The sequence below is a fragment of the Microbispora sp. KK1-11 genome (assembly GCF_006874435.1).
In the GTDB taxonomy this organism is placed as follows: Bacteria; Actinomycetota; Actinomycetes; order Streptosporangiales; family Streptosporangiaceae; genus Microbispora; species Microbispora catharanthi.
The window spans coordinates 18,658-36,064 of record NZ_VIRJ01000017.1 but is presented as its reverse complement, the minus strand read 5'-3'; the positions used below and the strand labels follow the sequence as shown (position 1 = coordinate 36,064).

The 17,407-nt window shown below is 73.7% G+C and carries 15 protein-coding genes; 4 read left to right on the top strand and 11 right to left on the bottom strand.

Annotated features, from left to right (window positions below; genetic code table 11):
* Nucleotide 1 precedes the first annotated feature (1 nt).
* The 3 genes from FLW16_RS23625 (at nucleotide 2) to FLW16_RS23615 (ending at nucleotide 6,168) form a co-directional block, all read left to right on the top strand.
* Nucleotides 2-3,487 (top strand): indolepyruvate ferredoxin oxidoreductase family protein, encoded by a 3,486-nt coding sequence (locus FLW16_RS23625; RefSeq protein ID WP_260615505.1) that lies wholly within the window; start codon nucleotides 2-4, stop codon nucleotides 3,485-3,487.
* Nucleotides 3,484-4,623, top strand: a complete 1,140-nt coding sequence (locus tag FLW16_RS23620; protein WP_142562302.1) for an acyl-CoA dehydrogenase family protein — start codon at nucleotides 3,484-3,486, stop codon at nucleotides 4,621-4,623. Before FLW16_RS23625 ends, FLW16_RS23620 begins: the two co-directional genes overlap by 4 nt.
* Before the next feature lie 261 nt (nucleotides 4,624-4,884).
* On the top strand, nucleotides 4,885-6,168 hold the full coding sequence (locus FLW16_RS23615) for an MFS transporter (RefSeq protein ID WP_260615504.1): 1,284 nt from the start codon (nucleotides 4,885-4,887) through the stop codon (nucleotides 6,166-6,168).
* A gap of 98 nt (nucleotides 6,169-6,266) precedes the next feature.
* Here the strand turns inward: FLW16_RS23615 and FLW16_RS23610 are convergent, their stop codons facing one another.
* Nucleotides 6,267-7,094, bottom strand: coding sequence for a MarR family winged helix-turn-helix transcriptional regulator (locus tag FLW16_RS23610; protein ID WP_221891243.1), 828 nt, complete (start codon nucleotides 7,092-7,094; stop codon nucleotides 6,267-6,269).
* Nucleotides 7,095-7,350: 256 nt separating this feature from the next.
* Here FLW16_RS23610 and FLW16_RS23605 point away from each other — a divergent pair, with 256 nt between their 5' ends.
* Nucleotides 7,351-7,926 (top strand): NADPH-dependent FMN reductase, encoded by a 576-nt coding sequence (locus FLW16_RS23605; protein WP_221891242.1) that lies wholly within the window; start codon nucleotides 7,351-7,353, stop codon nucleotides 7,924-7,926.
* Between the two features lie 4 nt (nucleotides 7,927-7,930).
* Here the strand turns inward: FLW16_RS23605 and FLW16_RS23600 are convergent, their stop codons facing one another.
* From FLW16_RS23600 to FLW16_RS23555, 10 genes are read right to left on the bottom strand one after another with little or no spacing between them, the layout of a single operon-like run.
* Nucleotides 7,931-8,653: a VOC family protein gene (locus tag FLW16_RS23600; RefSeq protein WP_142562300.1), complete on the bottom strand. Its 723-nt coding sequence runs from the start codon at nucleotides 8,651-8,653 to the stop codon at nucleotides 7,931-7,933.
* Nucleotides 8,653-9,279, bottom strand: a complete 627-nt coding sequence (locus FLW16_RS23595) for an HAD-IA family hydrolase (protein ID WP_142562299.1) — start codon at nucleotides 9,277-9,279, stop codon at nucleotides 8,653-8,655. The genes FLW16_RS23600 and FLW16_RS23595 overlap by 1 nt, the downstream gene beginning before the upstream one ends.
* A 9-nt stretch (nucleotides 9,280-9,288) precedes the next feature.
* Nucleotides 9,289-10,371, bottom strand: a complete 1,083-nt coding sequence (locus FLW16_RS23590) for an MSMEG_0565 family glycosyltransferase (RefSeq protein WP_142562298.1) — start codon at nucleotides 10,369-10,371, stop codon at nucleotides 9,289-9,291.
* Nucleotides 10,368-11,204 carry a carbon-nitrogen hydrolase family protein gene (locus tag FLW16_RS23585; protein WP_142562297.1) on the bottom strand — a complete coding sequence of 279 codons (837 nt, stop codon included), beginning with the start codon at nucleotides 11,202-11,204 and terminating at the stop codon, nucleotides 10,368-10,370. Before FLW16_RS23585 ends, FLW16_RS23590 begins: the two co-directional genes overlap by 4 nt.
* The gene (locus FLW16_RS23580) at nucleotides 11,201-12,043 is read right to left on the bottom strand and encodes a carbon-nitrogen hydrolase family protein (protein WP_142562296.1); all 843 of its coding nucleotides are present in this window, start codon (nucleotides 12,041-12,043) and stop codon (nucleotides 11,201-11,203) included. Before FLW16_RS23580 ends, FLW16_RS23585 begins: the two co-directional genes overlap by 4 nt.
* Nucleotides 12,040-13,461: an MSMEG_0567/sll0787 family protein gene (locus FLW16_RS23575; RefSeq protein WP_142562295.1), complete on the bottom strand. Its 1,422-nt coding sequence runs from the start codon at nucleotides 13,459-13,461 to the stop codon at nucleotides 12,040-12,042. Before FLW16_RS23575 ends, FLW16_RS23580 begins: the two co-directional genes overlap by 4 nt.
* A gap of 6 nt (nucleotides 13,462-13,467) precedes the next feature.
* Nucleotides 13,468-14,532: an MSMEG_0568 family radical SAM protein gene (locus FLW16_RS23570; protein ID WP_221891241.1), complete on the bottom strand. Its 1,065-nt coding sequence runs from the start codon at nucleotides 14,530-14,532 to the stop codon at nucleotides 13,468-13,470.
* 4 nt (nucleotides 14,533-14,536) lie between these two features.
* Nucleotides 14,537-15,052 carry an MSMEG_0572/Sll0783 family nitrogen starvation response protein gene (locus tag FLW16_RS23565; RefSeq protein WP_142562294.1) on the bottom strand — a complete coding sequence of 172 codons (516 nt, stop codon included), beginning with the start codon at nucleotides 15,050-15,052 and terminating at the stop codon, nucleotides 14,537-14,539.
* 37 nt (nucleotides 15,053-15,089) lie between these two features.
* The gene (locus FLW16_RS23560) at nucleotides 15,090-15,929 is read right to left on the bottom strand and encodes an amidohydrolase family protein (RefSeq protein ID WP_221891240.1); all 840 of its coding nucleotides are present in this window, start codon (nucleotides 15,927-15,929) and stop codon (nucleotides 15,090-15,092) included.
* A gap of 5 nt (nucleotides 15,930-15,934) precedes the next feature.
* Nucleotides 15,935-17,266 (bottom strand): MSMEG_0569 family flavin-dependent oxidoreductase, encoded by a 1,332-nt coding sequence (locus FLW16_RS23555; RefSeq protein WP_142562293.1) that lies wholly within the window; start codon nucleotides 17,264-17,266, stop codon nucleotides 15,935-15,937.
* Nucleotides 17,267-17,407: the final 141 nt, after the last annotated feature.

Here is a 17,407-nt window from a genome sequence, read left to right as displayed (position 1 = left end):
CGTGTCTCCGCCCGCGTCCACGTCTCCCGTCTCGCTCGACGACAAGTACGCGGCCGAGCACGGCACCGTGCTGATCTCGGGCGTCCAGGCCCTCGTCCGGCTGACCCTGGAGCAGCGCCGCCTCGACGCCGCGCGCGGCCTGGACACGCGGGTCTTCGTCTCCGGATATCCCGGCTCGCCGCTGGGCGGCGTCGACCTGGAGATGGCGAGGGCCGCGCGGTTCCTCGAGGAGGCCGGCGTGGTGGCCCGGCCCGGCCTCAACGAGGAGCTCGCGGCCACGGCGGTCGCGGGCACCCAGCTTCTCGCCCAGGTGCCGGGCCGTAGACACGAGGGGGTGACCGGGTTCTGGTACGGGAAGAACCCGGGTCTCGACCGGGCCGCCGACGCGATCCGGCACGGCAACCTCGCCGGCACCTCGCCGCTCGGCGGGGCGGTTGCCTGGATCGGCGACGACCCCGGCAGCAAGTCGTCGACCGTGCCCAGCTCCTGCGAGCCGATGTGCCAGAGCCTGTCGATGCCGCTGCTCGCCCCCGGCTCCGTGGCTGAGGTCGTCGAGCTCGGGCTGCACGCGGTGGCGCTGTCGCGGGCCACCGGCCTGTGGGCGGGCCTGAAGATCGTCGCCGACGTCGCCGACGCCTCCGCCACCGTCGACCTCGGACCGCTGCGCCAGAACATTCGGTCCGGCATCCCGGTGCCGGACCGCGCCGACCGCGGGGCGCCGCCCACCCTGGTCGGCCCGGCCTCGCTCGATGCCGAGCACGACGTGCTCACCCGCAGGCTCGGCCTGGCCCGCGAGTACGCCCGCGCGCACGGCCTCAACCGGGTGACCCACGAGGCGCCGCGGGCCACGACGGGGCTGCTCGCGTCCGGCACCTCCTACGCCGTGGTCCTGCGCGCCCTGACCGACCTCGGCCTGGACGAGGCCGCCATGGACCACCTCGGCCTGCGGCTCATCCGGCTCGCCATGCCGTTCCCGCTGGCGTACGACGACCTCGCCGCCATGACCGCCGGGCTCGACCGGGTGCTCGTGGTCGAGGACAAGGTGCCGTTCCTGGAGGGGCACCTCAAGCAGGCGCTGTACGACACCGGGCAGCGCCCGGACGTCATCGGCAGGGAACTGCTGACGTCGCGCGGCACGCTCGGCGCGGAGGACGTGGCCGGGGCCCTCGCCACCTGTCTCGGCCCGGACCGCCTTCCCCGGCGGGCGGCCGTCCTGTCGCCCGCCCCGTCCGCCACTCGGGTGGAGCGCCGGATGCTCCCGCTGGTCGCCGCCCGCACGCCGTACTTCTGCTCGGGCTGCCCGCACAACGCCTCCACGCGCGCCTCCGACGACACGTTGGTGGGCGCGGGCATCGGCTGCCATGCCATGATCGCCCTGGACGGGAACGGACGCGGCAGGCAGGTCGGCATGACGCAGATGGGGGGCGAGGGCGCCCAGTGGTTCGGCCTGGCCCCCTTCACCTCCGACCGCCACTTCACCCAGAACCTCGGCGACGGCACCTTCCACCACTCCGGCTCGCTGGCCGTGCGCGCCGCCGTCGCGGCCGGCGTCTCGATGACGTACAAGCTGCTCTACAACGACGCGGTCGCGATGACCGGCGGGCAGCGCGCCGAGGGCCGCCTCGACGTCCCGGCGCTGACGCGGTGGCTGGCGGCCGAGGGGGTGCGCCGGGTGGTGGTCACCACGCCGGAGCCGGAGACCTACCGGGGCGTCCGGCTGGCGCCGATCGCGTCCGTACGGCACCGCGACGACCTCCCGGCCGTGGAGAAGGAACTCGCCGCGATCGACGGGGTGACCGTGCTGATCCACGACGACCGCTGCGCGGCCGAGGAACGGCGGCTGCGCAAGCGCGGCAAGCTGCCCGCGACGCAGGCCAGGGTGGTGGTCAACGAGCGCGTGTGCGAGGGCTGCGGCGACTGCGGGGACGCCTCCACCTGCCTGTCCGTGCAGCCGGTGGAGACCGAGTTCGGCCGCAAGACCCGCATCCACCAGGCGTCGTGCAACTCCGACCTGAGCTGCCTCAAGGGCGACTGCCCGTCGTTCCTGCTCGTCGAGCCTCGCGCCGAGACCCAAGCCGAGACCGCGCGTCCGGTGCCCGAGCCGCCGGTGGCGCTGACCGAGCCGGTGCCGCGCTTCCCGGAGCGCTCGGTGCTGCTGCGGATGCCCGGCATCGGCGGCACGGGGGTGGTGACCGTCTCGCAGATCCTGCAGATGGCCGCACACCTCGACGGCCTGCACGCCGCCGGCCTCGACCAGACCGGGCTGGCGCAGAAGGGCGGTCCCGTCGTCAGCGACGTGCGGATCTCCCCAGACCCGATCACCGGCTCGGTCCGCGCCGCCCGCGGCACCGCCGACGTCCTCGTCTGCTTCGACGTGCTCGGCGCCGCCGCCGACGACACTCTCGGCATCGCCTCGCCGGAGCGTACGGTCGCCGTCGTGAACACCGCGATCGTGCCGACGGCCGCCATGGTCACCGGCCGCGCCGCCCTCCAGGGGGCTGAGGACGCGATCGCCCGCATCGCGTCGGCCACCGTGCCCGGCGCGGGCCTCCACCTGGACGCCGGCGCGCTGTCCGAGGCGTTGTTCGGCGACCACATGCCCGCCAACCTCGTGCTCGTCGGCGCGGCCTACCAGCACGGCTGCATCCCGATCTCGGCGGACGCGATCGAGCGGGCCATCCGCCTCAACAAGGCGGCTGTCGAAACGAACCTGGCGGCCTTCCGCTGGGGGCGCGCCGCGGCGCTGGACCGCGAGGCCGTGTTCCGGGCCGCGATCCCTCCGGCCGTGCCCGCCGTTCCGATCGGCGACGCCGCCCTGCGCGAGGCGGCGGGAACCGGGTCGATCGAGGAGACGCTCGCCGTACGCGTCGCCGACCTGACGGGCTACCAGAACGGGGCCTACGCCCGCTCGTACGCGCGGGAGGTGCGCCGGGTGGCCGCGCTGGCCGCCGAGCGGGCGGGGGAGGAGGCCGGGGCGCGCATCGCGCTCGCGTACGCCCGGGGGCTGCACAAGCTGATGGCGTACAAGGACGAGTACGAGGTCGCCCGGCTGCACCTCGACCCGGTGGAGCGGGCCCGGCGCGAGCGGGAGTTCGGTCCGGGCGCCGCCGTGTCGGTGCTGCTGCACCCGCCGCTGCTGCGGGCGATGGGCCTCAAGCGCAAGATCAGGCTGCGCCGGTCCGCCGGCGTCGTGTTCCGCGGGCTGCGGGCCGCCCGCGTGCTGCGCGGCACCGCGTTCGACGTGTTCGGGTACGCCGGCGTCCGCCGGGTGGAGCGTACGCTGGTCGTGGAGTACCGCGAGCTGGTGAGGCGCGCGTTCGACCGGCTCACCCCGGCGACCGCCGCGGTCGTCGCCGAGATCACCGCCCTGCCGGACCTGATCCGCGGGTACGAGGACATCAAGCTGGCCCGCGTCGCGGAGTTCCGCGACCGCGCCGCCGCCCTTCTCGCCGAGCTGAACGAGCCCGTCCTCCAGGAGTCATCGTGACCGTCGACCGTCTGCTGCCCGGCCCGGACGCCCGGGACCTCATCGAGCTGACCCGTGAGATCGCCGACAAGGAACTCGCCCGCCGCGTCGACGAGCACGAGCGCGCGGAGACCTATCCCGAGGGGCTGTTCGCCACGCTCGGCGCCGCCGGGCTCCTCGGCCTGCCCTATTCGGAGGAGTACGGCGGCGGCGGCCAGCCGTACGAGGTGTATCTCCAGGTGATCGAGGAGCTGGCCGCGCGGTGGGCAGCCGTCGCGGTCGCCGTCAGCGTGCACACGCTGTCCTGTCTGCCCCTGGCGGTGTACGGCACGCCGGAGCAGCGGGAGCGCTGGCTGCCGGACATGCTCGCCGGGCGGCTGATCGGCGGCTACAGCCTGTCGGAGCCCCAGGCCGGGTCGGACGCCGCGGCTCTGGCCTGCAAGGCCGAGAAGACCGAGGGCGGCTACCGGATCACCGGCACCAAGGCGTGGATCACCCACGGCGGCCGGGCGGACTTCTACGCGCTGTTCGCCCGCACGGACTCCGGCCCGCGCGGCATCTCCTGCTTCCTCGCCCCCGGCGCCGCCGAAGGGCTGACCTTCGGCCGCCCTGAGGAGAAGATGGGCCTGCACGCCGTCCCCACCACGACCGCCCACTGGGACGGCGTGCTGATCGAGGCCGACCGCCTCATCGGCGCCGAGGGCCAGGGCCTGCCCATCGCGTTCGGCGCGCTCGACTCCGGCAGGCTCGGCATCGCCGCCTGCGCCGTCGGCCTCGCCCAGGCCGCGCTCGACGAGGCCGTCGCGTACGCCAAGGAGCGCGAGGCGTTCGGCAAGAAGATCATCGACCACCAGGGGCTCGGCTTCCTGCTCGCCGACATGGCCGCGGGCGTGGACTGCGCCCGGGCGACGTACCTCGACGCGGCCCGCCGCCGCGACGCCGGCCTGCCGTACAGCAGGCAGGCCAGCGTCGCCAAGCTCGTCGCGACCGACACCGCGATGCGGGTCACCACCGACGCGGTGCAGGTCTTCGGCGGATACGGCTACACGCGCGAGTTCCGCGTCGAGCGCTACATGCGCGAGGCCAAGATCATGCAGATCTTCGAGGGCACCAACCAGATCCAGCGCCTCGTCATCAGCCGCCACTTGGCCAAATAACCCATCACATGCTCGAACCCCGCTTCCCTGCGCCGGGAAGCGGGGTTCTTTGTCTCAGGGCCGGGCCGCTAGGGCCTGTAGAGCTTCGTTCCGCCCAGGGAGCGCCTGTATGTACTCGGCGCGGGCCTCGGCGCCGTCAGCGTCCCGGATCGGTCCAGCACGGCAGTGTTGAGGGGGAGCAGAAGACGAAGTGATCGTAACTGTACGACGGGGAGACGCCATGGCATAGTAACTGGCAAACGTGTTTAGGGGGTTACCGCCATGGATGACGTGCTCGACGCGCGGGTACCGCACCAGGAGCGGGTGCGGGGGACGATGCGGGCCGCCACACCTGACCGCAGCACCCGCAACACCGCGGTCCTGGTGGCGTTCACCGCCATCACGAACCTGGCCGACGGCGTCACCAAGGTCGTCCTGCCCCTGGCGGCGATCCCGCTCACCGATTCGCCCGCGCAGGTGGCGGGGGTCGGCCTCACCCTCACCCTCCCGTGGCTGCTGATCGCGCTGCACGTCGGCGTACTGGTGGACCGCTTCGACCGCCGCCGGCTGCTGTGGCTGGCCGACGGCGCCCGGATCCTCGTCGTCGCCGTCCTCCTGGCCCTCGCCCTGCGCGACGCGGTGACCCTCCCTGCCCTCTACGGCGCGGGTCTCGTCCTGGGCGTCGCCGAGGTCGTCGCCCTCACCTCCGCCGCGACGCTCGTCCCCTCCGCGGTCAAACCGGCCGCGCAGGAGCGGGCGAACGCCTGGCTGGCAGGTGCGGAAACCGTGTGCAACGAGTTCTGCGGGCCCTTCGTGGGCGGGCTCCTGGTCACCGCCGGCACCAGCGTGGCGCTGGGCTGGACCGGCGCCGGCTATCTGATCGGCACGCTGATCCTGGTCCTCCTCGTCGGCCGTTTCCGGCCGCGCCAGGACGACGCGCGGCCGACCGGCTCGGTCAACCAGCGCATGGCGGAAGGCGTCCGTTTCCTGTGGCGGCAGCGCGTGCTGCGGCTGATGGCGCTCGCGCTGACCGTTCTGTGTGCGTGCTGGGGGGCATGGCTCGCCCTCATGCCCCTGGTCGCCACCTCGCTCATGCACCTCAACCCCCGGGAGTACGGCATCCTGGTCAGCGCGCTCGGCGTGGGCGGCCTGGTGGGCGCGCTCACCGTCACCGGCGTCAACCGGCTGCTCGGCCGCCGCTGGTCGATGTTCGCCGACCTCGTCGGCACCGTGGCCATGGTGGCCGCCCCGATCTTCTCCACCAACCTGTGGGTGGTGGCCACCGGCGCCTTCCTCGGCGGCATGGGCGGCATCCTGTGGACGGTGAACGCACGCACCATCAGCCAACGCCTCGTCGACAGCTCCATGCTCGGCCGGTACCACGCTGCGGCCAGGCTCTTCAGCTGGGGCGCCATGCCACTGGGGGCCGGGCTGGTGGGCCTGCTCGCCGAATGGTTCGGCATGCGGACGGCCTTCGCGGTCTTCGCGACGGCCGCCCTGCTGACCATCATTCCGTTCCTGCGGACCATGACACCCGGGGCGTTGGCCGAGGCCGACAGGGCGTGACCGGCATCGCCGGATGCGGCACTCCGGCCCTAGTCGTCCGGGCAGGGCCGGTCTGCGGGTCGGTCAGCGTGGCCGTACCAGCAGCCTGATGCGCCCGCTCAGTTGTCGAAGGCCCATAGCGCGGCGGCGATCGGCTCGAGCCCCGCGGCCAGTTCGTCGAGCTCGTCCGCACTGAGCACGTCATACGCCGGGGCTGCCAGCTCGTCGGTGAGGGACTCGATCCGCTGCCTGGTCTCCCGGCCGGCGTCGGTGAACCCGCCGGCGGCGTCCACGAGGCCGCGGCCGCGCAGCCCGTCGACCACGGCTGTCAGCCGTGCCTTGGGCAGGTGGTGGATCCGGCCGAACTCCTCCGCCCTCATTCCGAGGGAAACAGCCATGAGGACGTGGGCCTCGGTGCCGCCGATGCCGTGGGCGAGAAGGGCGGCGTTGTGGCCGTCCCCGCGGTGCTCGCGCAGCAGCGTCGCCGCGTGCCAGAGCCTGGCCACAGGCTCCTCGGGCACGTCGAGCGCCCGCAGCCCGGCGTACAGTGGCCGGCCCTCGGTCGGCGCGCTGACCGCTGCTCGGGTGGCGAGGTCGGCGGCCCGCACCAGACCGGGCGAGTCGGCGAGCTCTCCGATCATTTGCCGCAGGGCGGCGGTGCTGCCCCGTTCGCGCACGGTGATCGCCTCCTGCGGGGTGATCTTTCCCCACACCCAGGGGATGTGGCGTGCCACCTCGCCGTCGGCGAAGTTGTAGAAGACCGCGTGTACCACCTCGGCCGGTGCCGGCCCCAGCGGCGCGGCCCGGCCCGCGAAGTATCCGTCCCAGTAGTTGCGCATGCCCAGGGCCAGGAACGCCTCGTTCACCACCTCGGAGAAGGTGACGGCGGCGATCGGCTCGACGAGCTCGAACATGCGGTGGACCTTGGCCTGTGAGTGCTGCTGCATCGGTCGGCATCTCTCTTGGTCGTGACAGCTGGTCGCGACAGCGCCCTCGTGGGCCACTGTTCACCCTGGCTACGAACGACGCGGCCCGGATACGACACCTCCGGTCGATAATTTTCCGGTCGATTCTGCAGGCGTACGGGAAGATGGGCGAGCCGCCAGGCTCGCCTGACTAGAGGCACGCCGCGTCGGTCGCCTTCTCGATCACGGCGTACTGTTGAGCGGGTTATATCAGCTTATGACTGTTTTGGGGGAGATCGTGGGAAAGCCCGTTCTGCAGATCGTCATCGCGAGCACCCGCCCGGGCCGCACCGGGCTACCGGTCGCGGAGTGGTTCCACGAGCGCGCGGTGGCCCAGGACGCCTTCGAGGTCGAGCTCGTCGACCTGGCCGAGGTGAACCTGCCGTTCATGAACGAGCCCAACCACCCCCGGCTCCGGCAGTACGTCCACCAGCACACCAAGGAGTGGAGCGCCACCATCGAGCGCGGCGACGCGTTCGTGTTCGTCACGCCGGAGTACAACTACGGCTTCAACGCCGTGCTGAAGAACGCCATCGACTACCTGCACCAGGAGTGGCAGTACAAGCCGGTCGGGTTCGTCAGCTACGGCGGCGTCTCGGCGGGCACGCGGGCCGTGCAGATGCTCAAGCAGGTCGTCACCACGCTCAAGATGGTGCCGGTGTTCGAGGCGGTCTCCATCCCCTTCGTCGCCCAGCTCCTCGACGAGGAGGGCCGGCTGCAGCCCAACGACGTGATGAACGCGGCGGCGGACACGATGGTGGCCGAACTGGCCCGGCTCGCCACCGCGCTGCGGCACCTGCGCCCCGCCGCCTGATCACTCAGGGGAGGGCGCCGGTCTCCGGATCACGCCCCGTGAGGCAGTAGACCCCGCCGGCCGGGTCGCGCATGACGATCCAGTGCCGTCCCCGCGTCACGACCTCAGCGCCGTGCCGCTCGTGCAGTGCGCGAGCGGCCTCGGGGTCGGCACAGGCCAGGTCGACGTGGGCCGATCGGCCGGGACCCTCGCCGAGCCGCTGCAGGAGGATCCGCACCGGCATCCCCGGCATCGCCAGCGTCGTGAACTCGGGCAGCGACCCCCGGCGCGGGGGCCACCCGGTCAGCGCCGCCCAGAACGCCGCCTCCTTCTCGTACGCGTCGGGCGCGATGTCGAGGCTGACCTGGTCGAGGCGGGTGCCGGCGAACACGGGCGGCCGCCGCGCCGCACCCTCCCACGCGACGAGGCAGAACGCCCTGCCCTCGGGGGAACGCAGCATGGCCCAGTCGCCGTGGTCGGAGGCGACGGCGGCGCCGAGCGCCTCGGCCCCGGCCACGGCGGCCCGGACGTCGTCCACCTCGAGATCGAGATGGGCGCCGCCCTCCCCGTCCACCGCCTGGAGCTTCACGCAGGCGTCGCCGGACTCGGGCAACAACGTGGCGAACTCCCCGTCGTCGCCCCGGCGGGGAGACAGGCGCGTGCCGGTGACGGCGGTCCAGAACGCCGCGGCCTCCTCGAACCGCTCGCGCGGCCGGTCCACGAAGGCGACCACTCTCCGCACCCCCATCAGCACGCCTCCTCGAACAGCGGGAACAGCGCCGTCTCCAGGTCGGCCGGAGCGCGGTAGACGACCCCGGTCATGCCGAGCACCCTCGCCGCGTCGACGTTCTCGGCCCGGTCGTCGACGAACAGGCATCGCTCCGGCGGCACGCCCGCGTGCCCGGCGGCGATCTCGAAGATTCGGGGATCGGGCTTGGCCACCCCCACGTCGTAACTGCTCACGACGTGGTCGAAGGCGTCGTGCAGCTCCAGCTCGCGCAGGTGGGCGGTCAGTTCCGAGGTGGCGTTGCTGACGAGCACGACGGGGACGCGGGCCCGCGCCCGAGTGAGCAGCGCGAGCACCTCCTCGTCCGCCCAGGTGCGGGCGGCCAGCCAGTCGGCGGTCAGCGCGCTCGCCCGCGCGGCCGAGCCCACCAGCCCGGCGAGGACGGGAACGGCCGAGGCCAGCCACTCCTCGCGGGTCACCAGCCCGGTCAGGGCCGGGACCACCAGCGCCGACTCGCCGGTCGCCCGGGCCACGGTCCCCGGTTCCACCCCGTACGCCCGCTCGATCTCCGCCTGCTGCTCAAGATCCTGAAATTTCAGGACACCGTCGAAGTCGCACAGCACCGCGTCGAATGCTCTGGTCGCCACGGTCCGAGACTACGACGCGAGCGACTCGTACAGGGCGACGTGGCGTTCGGCGGCGGCCCGCCAGGTGTGCCGGGCGGCGACCGCCCGGCCCGCCGTACGCCTGCCGGGATCGGCGGAGGCGAGGGCGTCGGCGAGCTCGGCGGCGAGCCCGGCGGGGCTGACGGCGAAGCGCGCGGCGGAGCCGAAGACCTCACGCAGGACCGGCAGATCGCGCATCACCAGAGGGACGCCCGCCGCCAGGGCCTCCATCGCGGCGAGGCCGAAGCCCTCCTTCACCGACGGGAAGGCGAAGGCGGCGGCCCCCGCCACGAGCGCCGGCAGGTCCGCGTCGGAGACCGGCCCGAGGACCAGCGGCTCGACGCCCAGCTCCGCCGCCCGGGCCTCCCACCGCGCGCGGTAGTCGCGGTAGTCGAAGAGCGTCTCGCCTCCGGCGATCACCAGCCGGACGTCCGGGCGCGCCTCCCGCAGCAGCGCGTACGCCTCCAGCAGGTCGATCGAGCCCTTGCGCGGCTCGATGCCGCCGACCGTCAGCACGTAGGTCCCGAGCTGCGTGCGCCACATGTGGGTGGCGACCGGGTCGGCGGACGCGAAGCGCTCGTAGGCGACGCCGTTGGGAATCACCGTCGCCGTGATGCCCCACCCGGCCGCGAGCTCGGCGGCCACCGCCTGCGACACGCAGACGTGCGCGTACGGCGTGACGATCGCGCGCTCGTGACAGGCGGCCAGCTCGGGCGTGGTGAAGTGGTCCACGTGGTGGACGGTACGCACGCACCGGCCCGCCGCGTTGGCGCTGATGCAGTCCTGGGCGTGCACGACGTCGTACGAGGCCGCCTCCGGGGCGAACGCCCCGCGCAGCACCGCGATCGACCGCAGCACCCGCGGGCCGACGCCCTCTGTGGGGATGTCGGAGAACGGCACGACGCGCAGCCGCACGGCCGGGTCGACCGGGCGGAAGAACCCCGAGTCGCCGCCGCGGCCGAGCGTCCACACCGTCACGTGCTGTCCCGCCGCCGCGAGCGCCTCGGCGAGGGCGAGGGTGTGCACGACCCCGCCGCGCGGCCTGGTCGAGTAGCTCAGCAGCGCGATTCTCACCCGCGCGCCTCCCGGTAGACGTCGGCCCTGCGTTCGCCGAGGTGATGGAGGATCCGCCGGGCGCGGTCGATCTCGGCGGAGACGTCGAGCTCGGCCACGGCGAGCCCGGCCTTCGACCAGGTGCGGGCGAGCACGTCGCCCCCCGGCCCGACGACCTTGGCCTGGCCCAGGAACCGCATGCCGCCCATCACCCCGGTCTGGTTGGAGGAGGCGAGCACGACCTGGTTCTCGGCGGCCCGCGCCTGGTCGTACAGGTCGAACAGCCGGGACTGCCGGTCCTGGGCCATCCGCGGCGCGCGGTTGGTGACGCTGGTGGGCCAGGCCGACAGGCAGGCCAGGATCTGCGCGCCGTCGAGCGCGAGGCTGCGGGCCGACTCGGGGAAGGTCTTGTCGTAGTCGATCAGCATGCCGATGCGCCCGGCCGGGGTGTCGAAGGCGTCGAAGCGGTCACCCGGGCCGTAGGCCGCGGTCTCGCCCGCGGGCAGGTGCACCTTGCGATGCAGGCCGAGCACCCCGTCGCCGCTGACGCACACGGCCGCGTTGTAGCGGACGTCGCCGCCGTCCTCGCAGAATCCGACGCACACCACCATCTCGGCGGCCAGCGCCGCCACCCGCGCGATCACCGGGTCGTCCGGCTTCAGCGCGGGTGGCAGCGTGTCGGGGTCCGGCCTGCGCAGGTCGGCGAGGTAGCCGCCGAGCGCGGCGTCGGGCAGCACGAGCAGCCGGGCGCCCGCGGCGCGGGCGTCGTCGATCAGTTTGGCGATGCGGGCCAGGTCGAAGGCGAGGTCGCGGCCGAAGTGGGCGGCCGCCGCCGCGATCCGCAGAACGGTCACGCCGCGTGCCCCGCCGTTCCGTACGTCTCCGGCCGGCGGTCGCGCAGGTGGCCCATCGACCGGCGCGCGGCCTCCAGCGCCCGCGGCACGTCGATCTCGGCGACGGCCACGCCCGGCCCGACGCCCGTCGCCGAGACGATCTCGCCGCCGGGGTCCACGACCTTCGCGCTGCCGACGAAGCGCAGCGACCCGAACGCGCCCGCCTGGTTGGCCGACAGCCACACGATCTGGTTCTCCAGCGCCCGCGCCCGGTCGAACAGGTCGAAGCGGCGCTTCCAGCGGTCACGCTCCAGGTCACGCGCCGCGTTCGTCCGCGAGCCCGGCCAGGCCGACACGCACACCCCGATCTGCGCGCCGTCAAGGGCCAGCGCACGGGCGGACTCGGGGAACGCCTTGTCGTAGCAGATCATCATGCCGATCCTGCCGACGGGCGTGTCGAAGGCGCGGAAGCCGTCGCCCGAGGCGTAGCTGGCGTTCTCGCGGAGCGGCTGGTGCACCTTGCGGTGGTTGCCCAGCACGCCGTCGCCGCTGACGCACACCACGCTGTTGTAGCGGGCGTCGCCGCCGTCCTCGCAGTAGCCCGCGACCACGACCATGTCGCCGGCCAGCGCGGCCAGCCGCCGGATCTCGGGGCCGTCCACGGCGAGCGGGGGCGGCCCGGCGTCCGCGGCGTCGCCGTCGAGGCTGAGCAGGTAGCCGCCGAGGCACGCCTCGGGCAGCGCGAGGAGCCGCACGTTCGCGTTGCGGGCCTCCTTGACGAGGCGTTCGACGATCGCGAAGTCCTCGTCGAGGTCGCGGCCGAATGCGGCGGACACCGCCGCCATGCGCAGGGCGCTCACGCGGTCCCCAATCCGGTCACCGGGCCGCCGACGGCCTCCGTGACCTGTCCGTCGGGCCAGCGCAGCGAGACGCCGCTGCCGGTGGTCAACTCCCCGCACACCGCGGAGGCGGCCGGCCCCGCCGCGGGCGCGGGCGCCCCCGGCTCGTCCGCCGTGAGCATCGCGAAGCCGGGAAAGCAGGTGAGCCAGTCGCCCATGGAGGCGGCGGCCGGGCGCGGCACCGCGGCCACGTCCAGCACGGCCGCGCAGCCGCTCGCCTCGGCCAGCATGCCGAGCGTGCCGGCGATCCCCGCCATCGACACGTCCTTGGCGGCGGCGGGGCGGCCGGCCGCGACCGCGCCGAGCATCACCCGCAGCTCGTCCGTACGCCGGGAGGTGGTCGAGTCCCACTGGCGACCCCGGTAGCCGGCCCGCCAGCCGCCGCCGAGGTCCGCCGTGAGGCGCACGGCGTGGCCGGGACGTCCGCCGCCGCCGGGCACGGGACGCGCGGCGCGGCCCAGCGCCGTCACCGACAGCGCGGCCGGCACCCCGAGTTGTGTGTGCCCGCCGAGCACCGGCACCCCGTACGCGCGGGCGGCCCGGGCCAGGCCGTCCAGCACCCGGGCGGCGTGCGCGGCGTCGGGCGCGGCGAGCGCGTCGAGCAGCCCCACCGGGGCGGCGCCCATCGCGGCCAGGTCGTTGAGGTTGACCAGGACCGAGCACCAGCCGGCCCACTCCGGGTCGCGTTCGACCATGGACGGCACGATCGCGTCGCAGGCGGCAACGACGTCGCCACCGGGCACCGGCGCTCCGTCGTCGCCGACGAAACCCGGGCCGCCGAGGGCGTGCGGGGCCTGCCCGGCGAGGGCGGCGAGCAGCGGCCCGAGCGCCGACTTGGCCGCCGCGGCGTGGGCCGCGACCCGGCCGATCGGGTGACGCATCAGCACGTGCGGCGCGTCCGCGACCGTCACCGGCCGCACGCGGGTCCAGCCCAGGCGGCGGAAGAACGTCTCGGCCCTGACCTGCACGGTCGCCTCGAACCTCAGCACGCCCTCCGCCTCGGCGCGGGCGCACGCGGCCCGCACCAGGGCCGCGCCCACGCCCCCGGAACCACGCGCGGAGACCAGTCGCCCGCCCGTCCACCAGCCGATGTCGGGGCCGTCGCAGGCCGGTCCGAGCCGCACTCCGCCGACGACCGTGCCCGCCGCGTCCCTGGCCACCAGCGTGACCGTGCGGGGATCGTCGTCCCTGTCGTCGAGGTCGTGCTTCTCGAACAACCCCTGCTCCCGGACGAACGCCTCGTGCCGCAGCCGCCGGTAGGCCCGGAGGGTCGCGGCGTCGGCCGCCTGCTCGATCCGGAGAGCCGGGCGGCGCGCCAGCGTGCTGCGGTCACCGAGCAGCGCGAGGATGTCGGGCGCCGTGTCGCCGTCGAGGTGCATCGGCCCTCACCCGCCCGCCGCGCTCAGCACGCCGCACGCCCCGCAGGCGGCGCAGCCCGCTCCCTGGTCCGCGCCGCGCATGCCGGCCGCGCGCAGCAGCGCCGCCACGCCCTCGGTGACGTACGTCAGCAGGCCCGCGCCCGGGGCGCCGATCCCGTCGCGGGCCGCGAGCGTGCCCCGCATCGGGCGGAACGGGACCACGAAGGGATAGACACCGCGCCGGATGAGGCGCCCCGCGCCCGCGATCAGCTCGTCAGGGTCCTCACCCAGCCCCACCAGCAGGTACGTCGAGACGTGGTTGCGTCCGAACACCCGGACCGCCTCGTCCCAGGCGGCCTCGTACTCGGCGAGCGGCACCGACGACTTGCCCGGCATCCAGCGCCGCCGGACCTCCTCGTCCAGCGACTCCACGTGGATGCCGATCGCGGTGGCCCCGGCGTCGCGCAGCGCGCCGATCCAGGCCAGGTCGCCCGGCGGCTCGCACTGCACCTGGATCGGCAGGTGCGGCACGGCGTCCAGCACGGCGCGCACGCACCGCGCCAGGGTGCGCGCGCCGCGATCGGGCCCGGTGGTCGTGCCGGTGGTCATCACCATCTGCCGCACGCCGTCGAGCCGTACCGCCGCCTCCGCCACCTCGGCGAGCTGGGCGGGCGTCTTCGCTGCGACCGTCGCGCCCGACCTCAGCGACTCCTCGATGGTGCAGAAACGGCAGCGGTCGGCCTCGCCGTACCGGACGCACGTCTGCACGACGGTCGTGGCGAGCACGTCCGCGCCGTGCAGCCGGGCGATCTTCTCGTACGGCACGCCGTCGGCGGTGGTCAGGTCGTAGAAGCTCGGCCGCCGCACGGGCACCAGGGAGACCCCGGTGTTCTGCTCGCCGAGCCAGACCGTGCCGTCGCGAACCGTGTAGGGGCTGCCGGGATCGATGGGCAGCGCCGCGCCGGCGCCGTCGACGAGGACGTGGCCGTCGCCGCTGGGCCCCGCGCCGTCCGGCCGCCGTACGGGCGTGTCGAAGGCCACGCCGCGCAGGGCCAGCTCGGCGCGGGTCATGATCCGCAGATCGACGGTCACGGCACTACAGCTGGTAGGTGGAGTTGATGATGGCGCCCTTGCGGGCGTAGTGGATCAGCGCGTCCTGCACGTCCAGCGGGTGGGTCGGGATCACGCCCTCGATGAGGTCCTCCTCGCGGGCGCCGTGCAGGGACAGGCCGAACCGGCAGCAGTAGACCTTCCCACCCTCGGCGATGAACGTCTTGAGCTGGTTGTTGATGTTGTGCTCGCCCGGGAACGCCGAATTGCCGGTCGTCGGGAAGCCGCGGGTGGCCAGGCAGTTCAGCGATCCCGGGCCGTAGAAGTAGATGGCGGTCTCGAAGCCCTTGCGCAGCGCCCGGGTGGCCTGCAGCACGGCCACGAAACTGACCGACGACTCGTGCGCGATGCCGTGGACGAGCGTGAAGTACGACTCGCCGTTCTCGGCCTTGTAGTCGGGGAAGACCTTGGTCGTGCCGTAGATGCTGGAGCCCTCGGGCAGGGACGGGTGGGGGATCTCCTCGATGCTCTTCTTCTCGAGGTCGGTCATGTCGACGGACATGGTGTCTCTCCTTTGGCTGCAGGGGGGTGAGATGGGGTCAGTCGTAGAGGGAGGCGAAGGTGCCGCGGAAGACGAGCGCGCCCAGCTCCCCGTCCCCGGCCGCGGCGCGCATCCGGGCGTGCTCGCCCGCGAAGTCGCCCCACGGCTGGTCGCTGGCGAACAGCACGCGGTCGTGCCCGAGGCCGCGCCGCTCGATTTCCCGGGCCAGCCAGTACGGCGCGAAGCCGATGGCCCAGGACAGGTCGGTGTAGACGCGTTTGCCGGCCGCGATCCAGTCGAAGAACCGGGAGCCGGTGAGCTTGATGTGGCCGCTCATCCCGCCGCCGAAGTGCACGAGGTGCACCGGCACGCGGTCGGCGTACCACTCGACCAGGTGCCCGATCTCATCGACGTCCGAGGCGGCGCCGGGTGAGGTGTGGACGTGGACGACCAGGCCATGGCGCTGGGCCGCCGCGAAGATCCGGTCGAGGCCGGGACGGCAGGCGGGGTCGGTGGGCCGCCCGCCGAGCAGGAAGCTGAGCTTGAGCGCCCGCACGCCCCGCTCTCCCGCCAGGGCGAGGGCGCCGGCGGTGCGTTCCGCGTCGCGGGGCAGCGGCGAGACCCACAGCCCGGCGCGGATCCGGTCGTCGGCCTGCGCCGCCTCCAGGACGAGGTCGTTGAGGGCGAAGGCGACGGCCGGGTCGGGCACGCCGTAGTTGGGCAGCACCAGTGCGCGTTCCGTGCCCTCCGCGTCGAGGTCGGCGATCAGCTGCTTGACCGTGGCCCGCGCGGTGACGTCGGGGTTCACCGCGGGGCCGCCGTAGAAGGGATGGGCGGGCAGCACGCCGATGTGCCGGTGGGCGTCGAAGACCATGCCGGGGGTCATGTCGTGGACCATGGGACTCACCCGACCGGCAGCGCGGGTGAGAGCTCGGCGGGCGCGCCGGTGAGCGCGCCACAGACGTCGGCCAGCCGCCGGGACGCCTCGATGTGGCCGGCCAGGAACTCGGCGTCCCGGCCCACCGCCTCGAACCGGCCGGAGCCCCAGGTGTGCTGCCAGGGCAGCCCGAGGAAGTAGAGCCCGGGACAGTTCGTCACGCCGCGCCAGTGCATCGGATAGCCCCGGCCGTCGAAGGCGGGGATCTCGATCCATCGGTGGTCGCGGGTGAAACCGGTCGCCCAGACGACCGAGGTGATCCCGGCCGCGGCCAGGTCGAGGGCGCGTACCGGCTCGCCCGGTTCCCACACCGGCACGTAGCGGGGCTCGCCGGGGGCGTCGATGCCGCGCGCGTCGATGTACGCGTCGATGGCGTCCTTGATCCCCTCGGCCACCGCGTCGGCCCGGTCGAGGTTGTCCTTCAGGTCGGCGGCGAACTCCAGCGTCGTGCCGGTCACGCCGGTCAGCCGGCCGTACAGGCGCATCCCGTCGCGGGCGAAGGCCCGCAGGTCGATGTCGCGCCCGCCGTCGCGCCCGGTGACGTAGTGGTTGGCCCGCAGGCGTACGGCGTCCGCGTCGTCGAACTCGTCGATGCTCCTGGCGTAGTGGCCCATGTCGTGCAGCCACGCCACGCAGTCCCTGCCCCGGTAGAAGCGGGCGACCCGGGGCGCGCTCCCGACGGCGAGGTGGACCCGGCGTCCGGCCAGATGCAGGTCCTCGGCGATCTGGCAGCCCGACTGCCCGGTGCCGATCACGAGGACCTCGCCCTCGGGAAGCTGGGCGGGACGGCGGTACCGCGAGGAGTGGATCTGCGTGATCCCCGCGGGCAGCCGCTCGGCCGGCCGGGGGACGGCGGCCGCGTGATAGGGGCCGGTGGCCACCACGACCTGGTCGGCGGTGAGGTCCCCGGCGGTGGTCGAGAGCTCGAACGTCCCACTCGCGGCCCTCCGCAAGCGGGTGACGCGCACGCCCTCGGCGAGCGGGGGCCCGAAGGAGGCGGCGTAGTCCTCCAGATAGCGGACGATCTCCTCGCGGACCATGAAGCCGTCGGGGTCGGGCCCGCGGTAGGGGAAGCCCGGCAGGTCGCACTGCCAGTTGGGGGTGACCAGGCAGAAGGAGTCCCAGCGGCGCTCGCGCCACTCGTGGCCGACCCGCCGCGCTTCGATGACGACATGCTCGATGCCGCGCCGGCCCAGGCAGTGGCTGACTGACAGCCCTGCCTGGCCGCCGCCGACGACCGCGACCGGGTAGTGGACTCCGGCGATCCGCGGTGTGCTGGTTTCTGCCGCCGATTGCATGACGGCCACTTCAGTCCGCCCCGATTACCAGACCACGGCATCCGGAATAAAAATCCGTTACCGGTACGTCACCCCGCGATCCGTCAGGTGATGAGGCGGGTCCGCCTCGTGCCGGGTCCCGGCGAATCCCGCCTTGACGGC

Coding starts and splice junctions, on each gene's coding strand:
- FLW16_RS23615 (WP_260615504.1), top strand. CDS start 4,885: ATGGATGACGTGCTCGACGCGCGGGTACCGCACCAGGAGCGGGTGCGG.
- FLW16_RS23610 (WP_221891243.1), bottom strand. CDS start 7,094: ATGCAGCAGCACTCACAGGCCAAGGTCCACCGCATGTTCGAGCTCGTC.
- FLW16_RS23600 (WP_142562300.1), bottom strand. CDS start 8,653: ATGGGGGTGCGGAGAGTGGTCGCCTTCGTGGACCGGCCGCGCGAGCGG.
- FLW16_RS23575 (WP_142562295.1), bottom strand. CDS start 13,461: ATGCACCTCGACGGCGACACGGCGCCCGACATCCTCGCGCTGCTCGGT.
- FLW16_RS23565 (WP_142562294.1), bottom strand. CDS start 15,052: ATGTCCGTCGACATGACCGACCTCGAGAAGAAGAGCATCGAGGAGATC.
- FLW16_RS23560 (WP_221891240.1), bottom strand. CDS start 15,929: ATGGTCCACGACATGACCCCCGGCATGGTCTTCGACGCCCACCGGCAC.
- FLW16_RS23555 (WP_142562293.1), bottom strand. CDS start 17,266: ATGCAATCGGCGGCAGAAACCAGCACACCGCGGATCGCCGGAGTCCAC.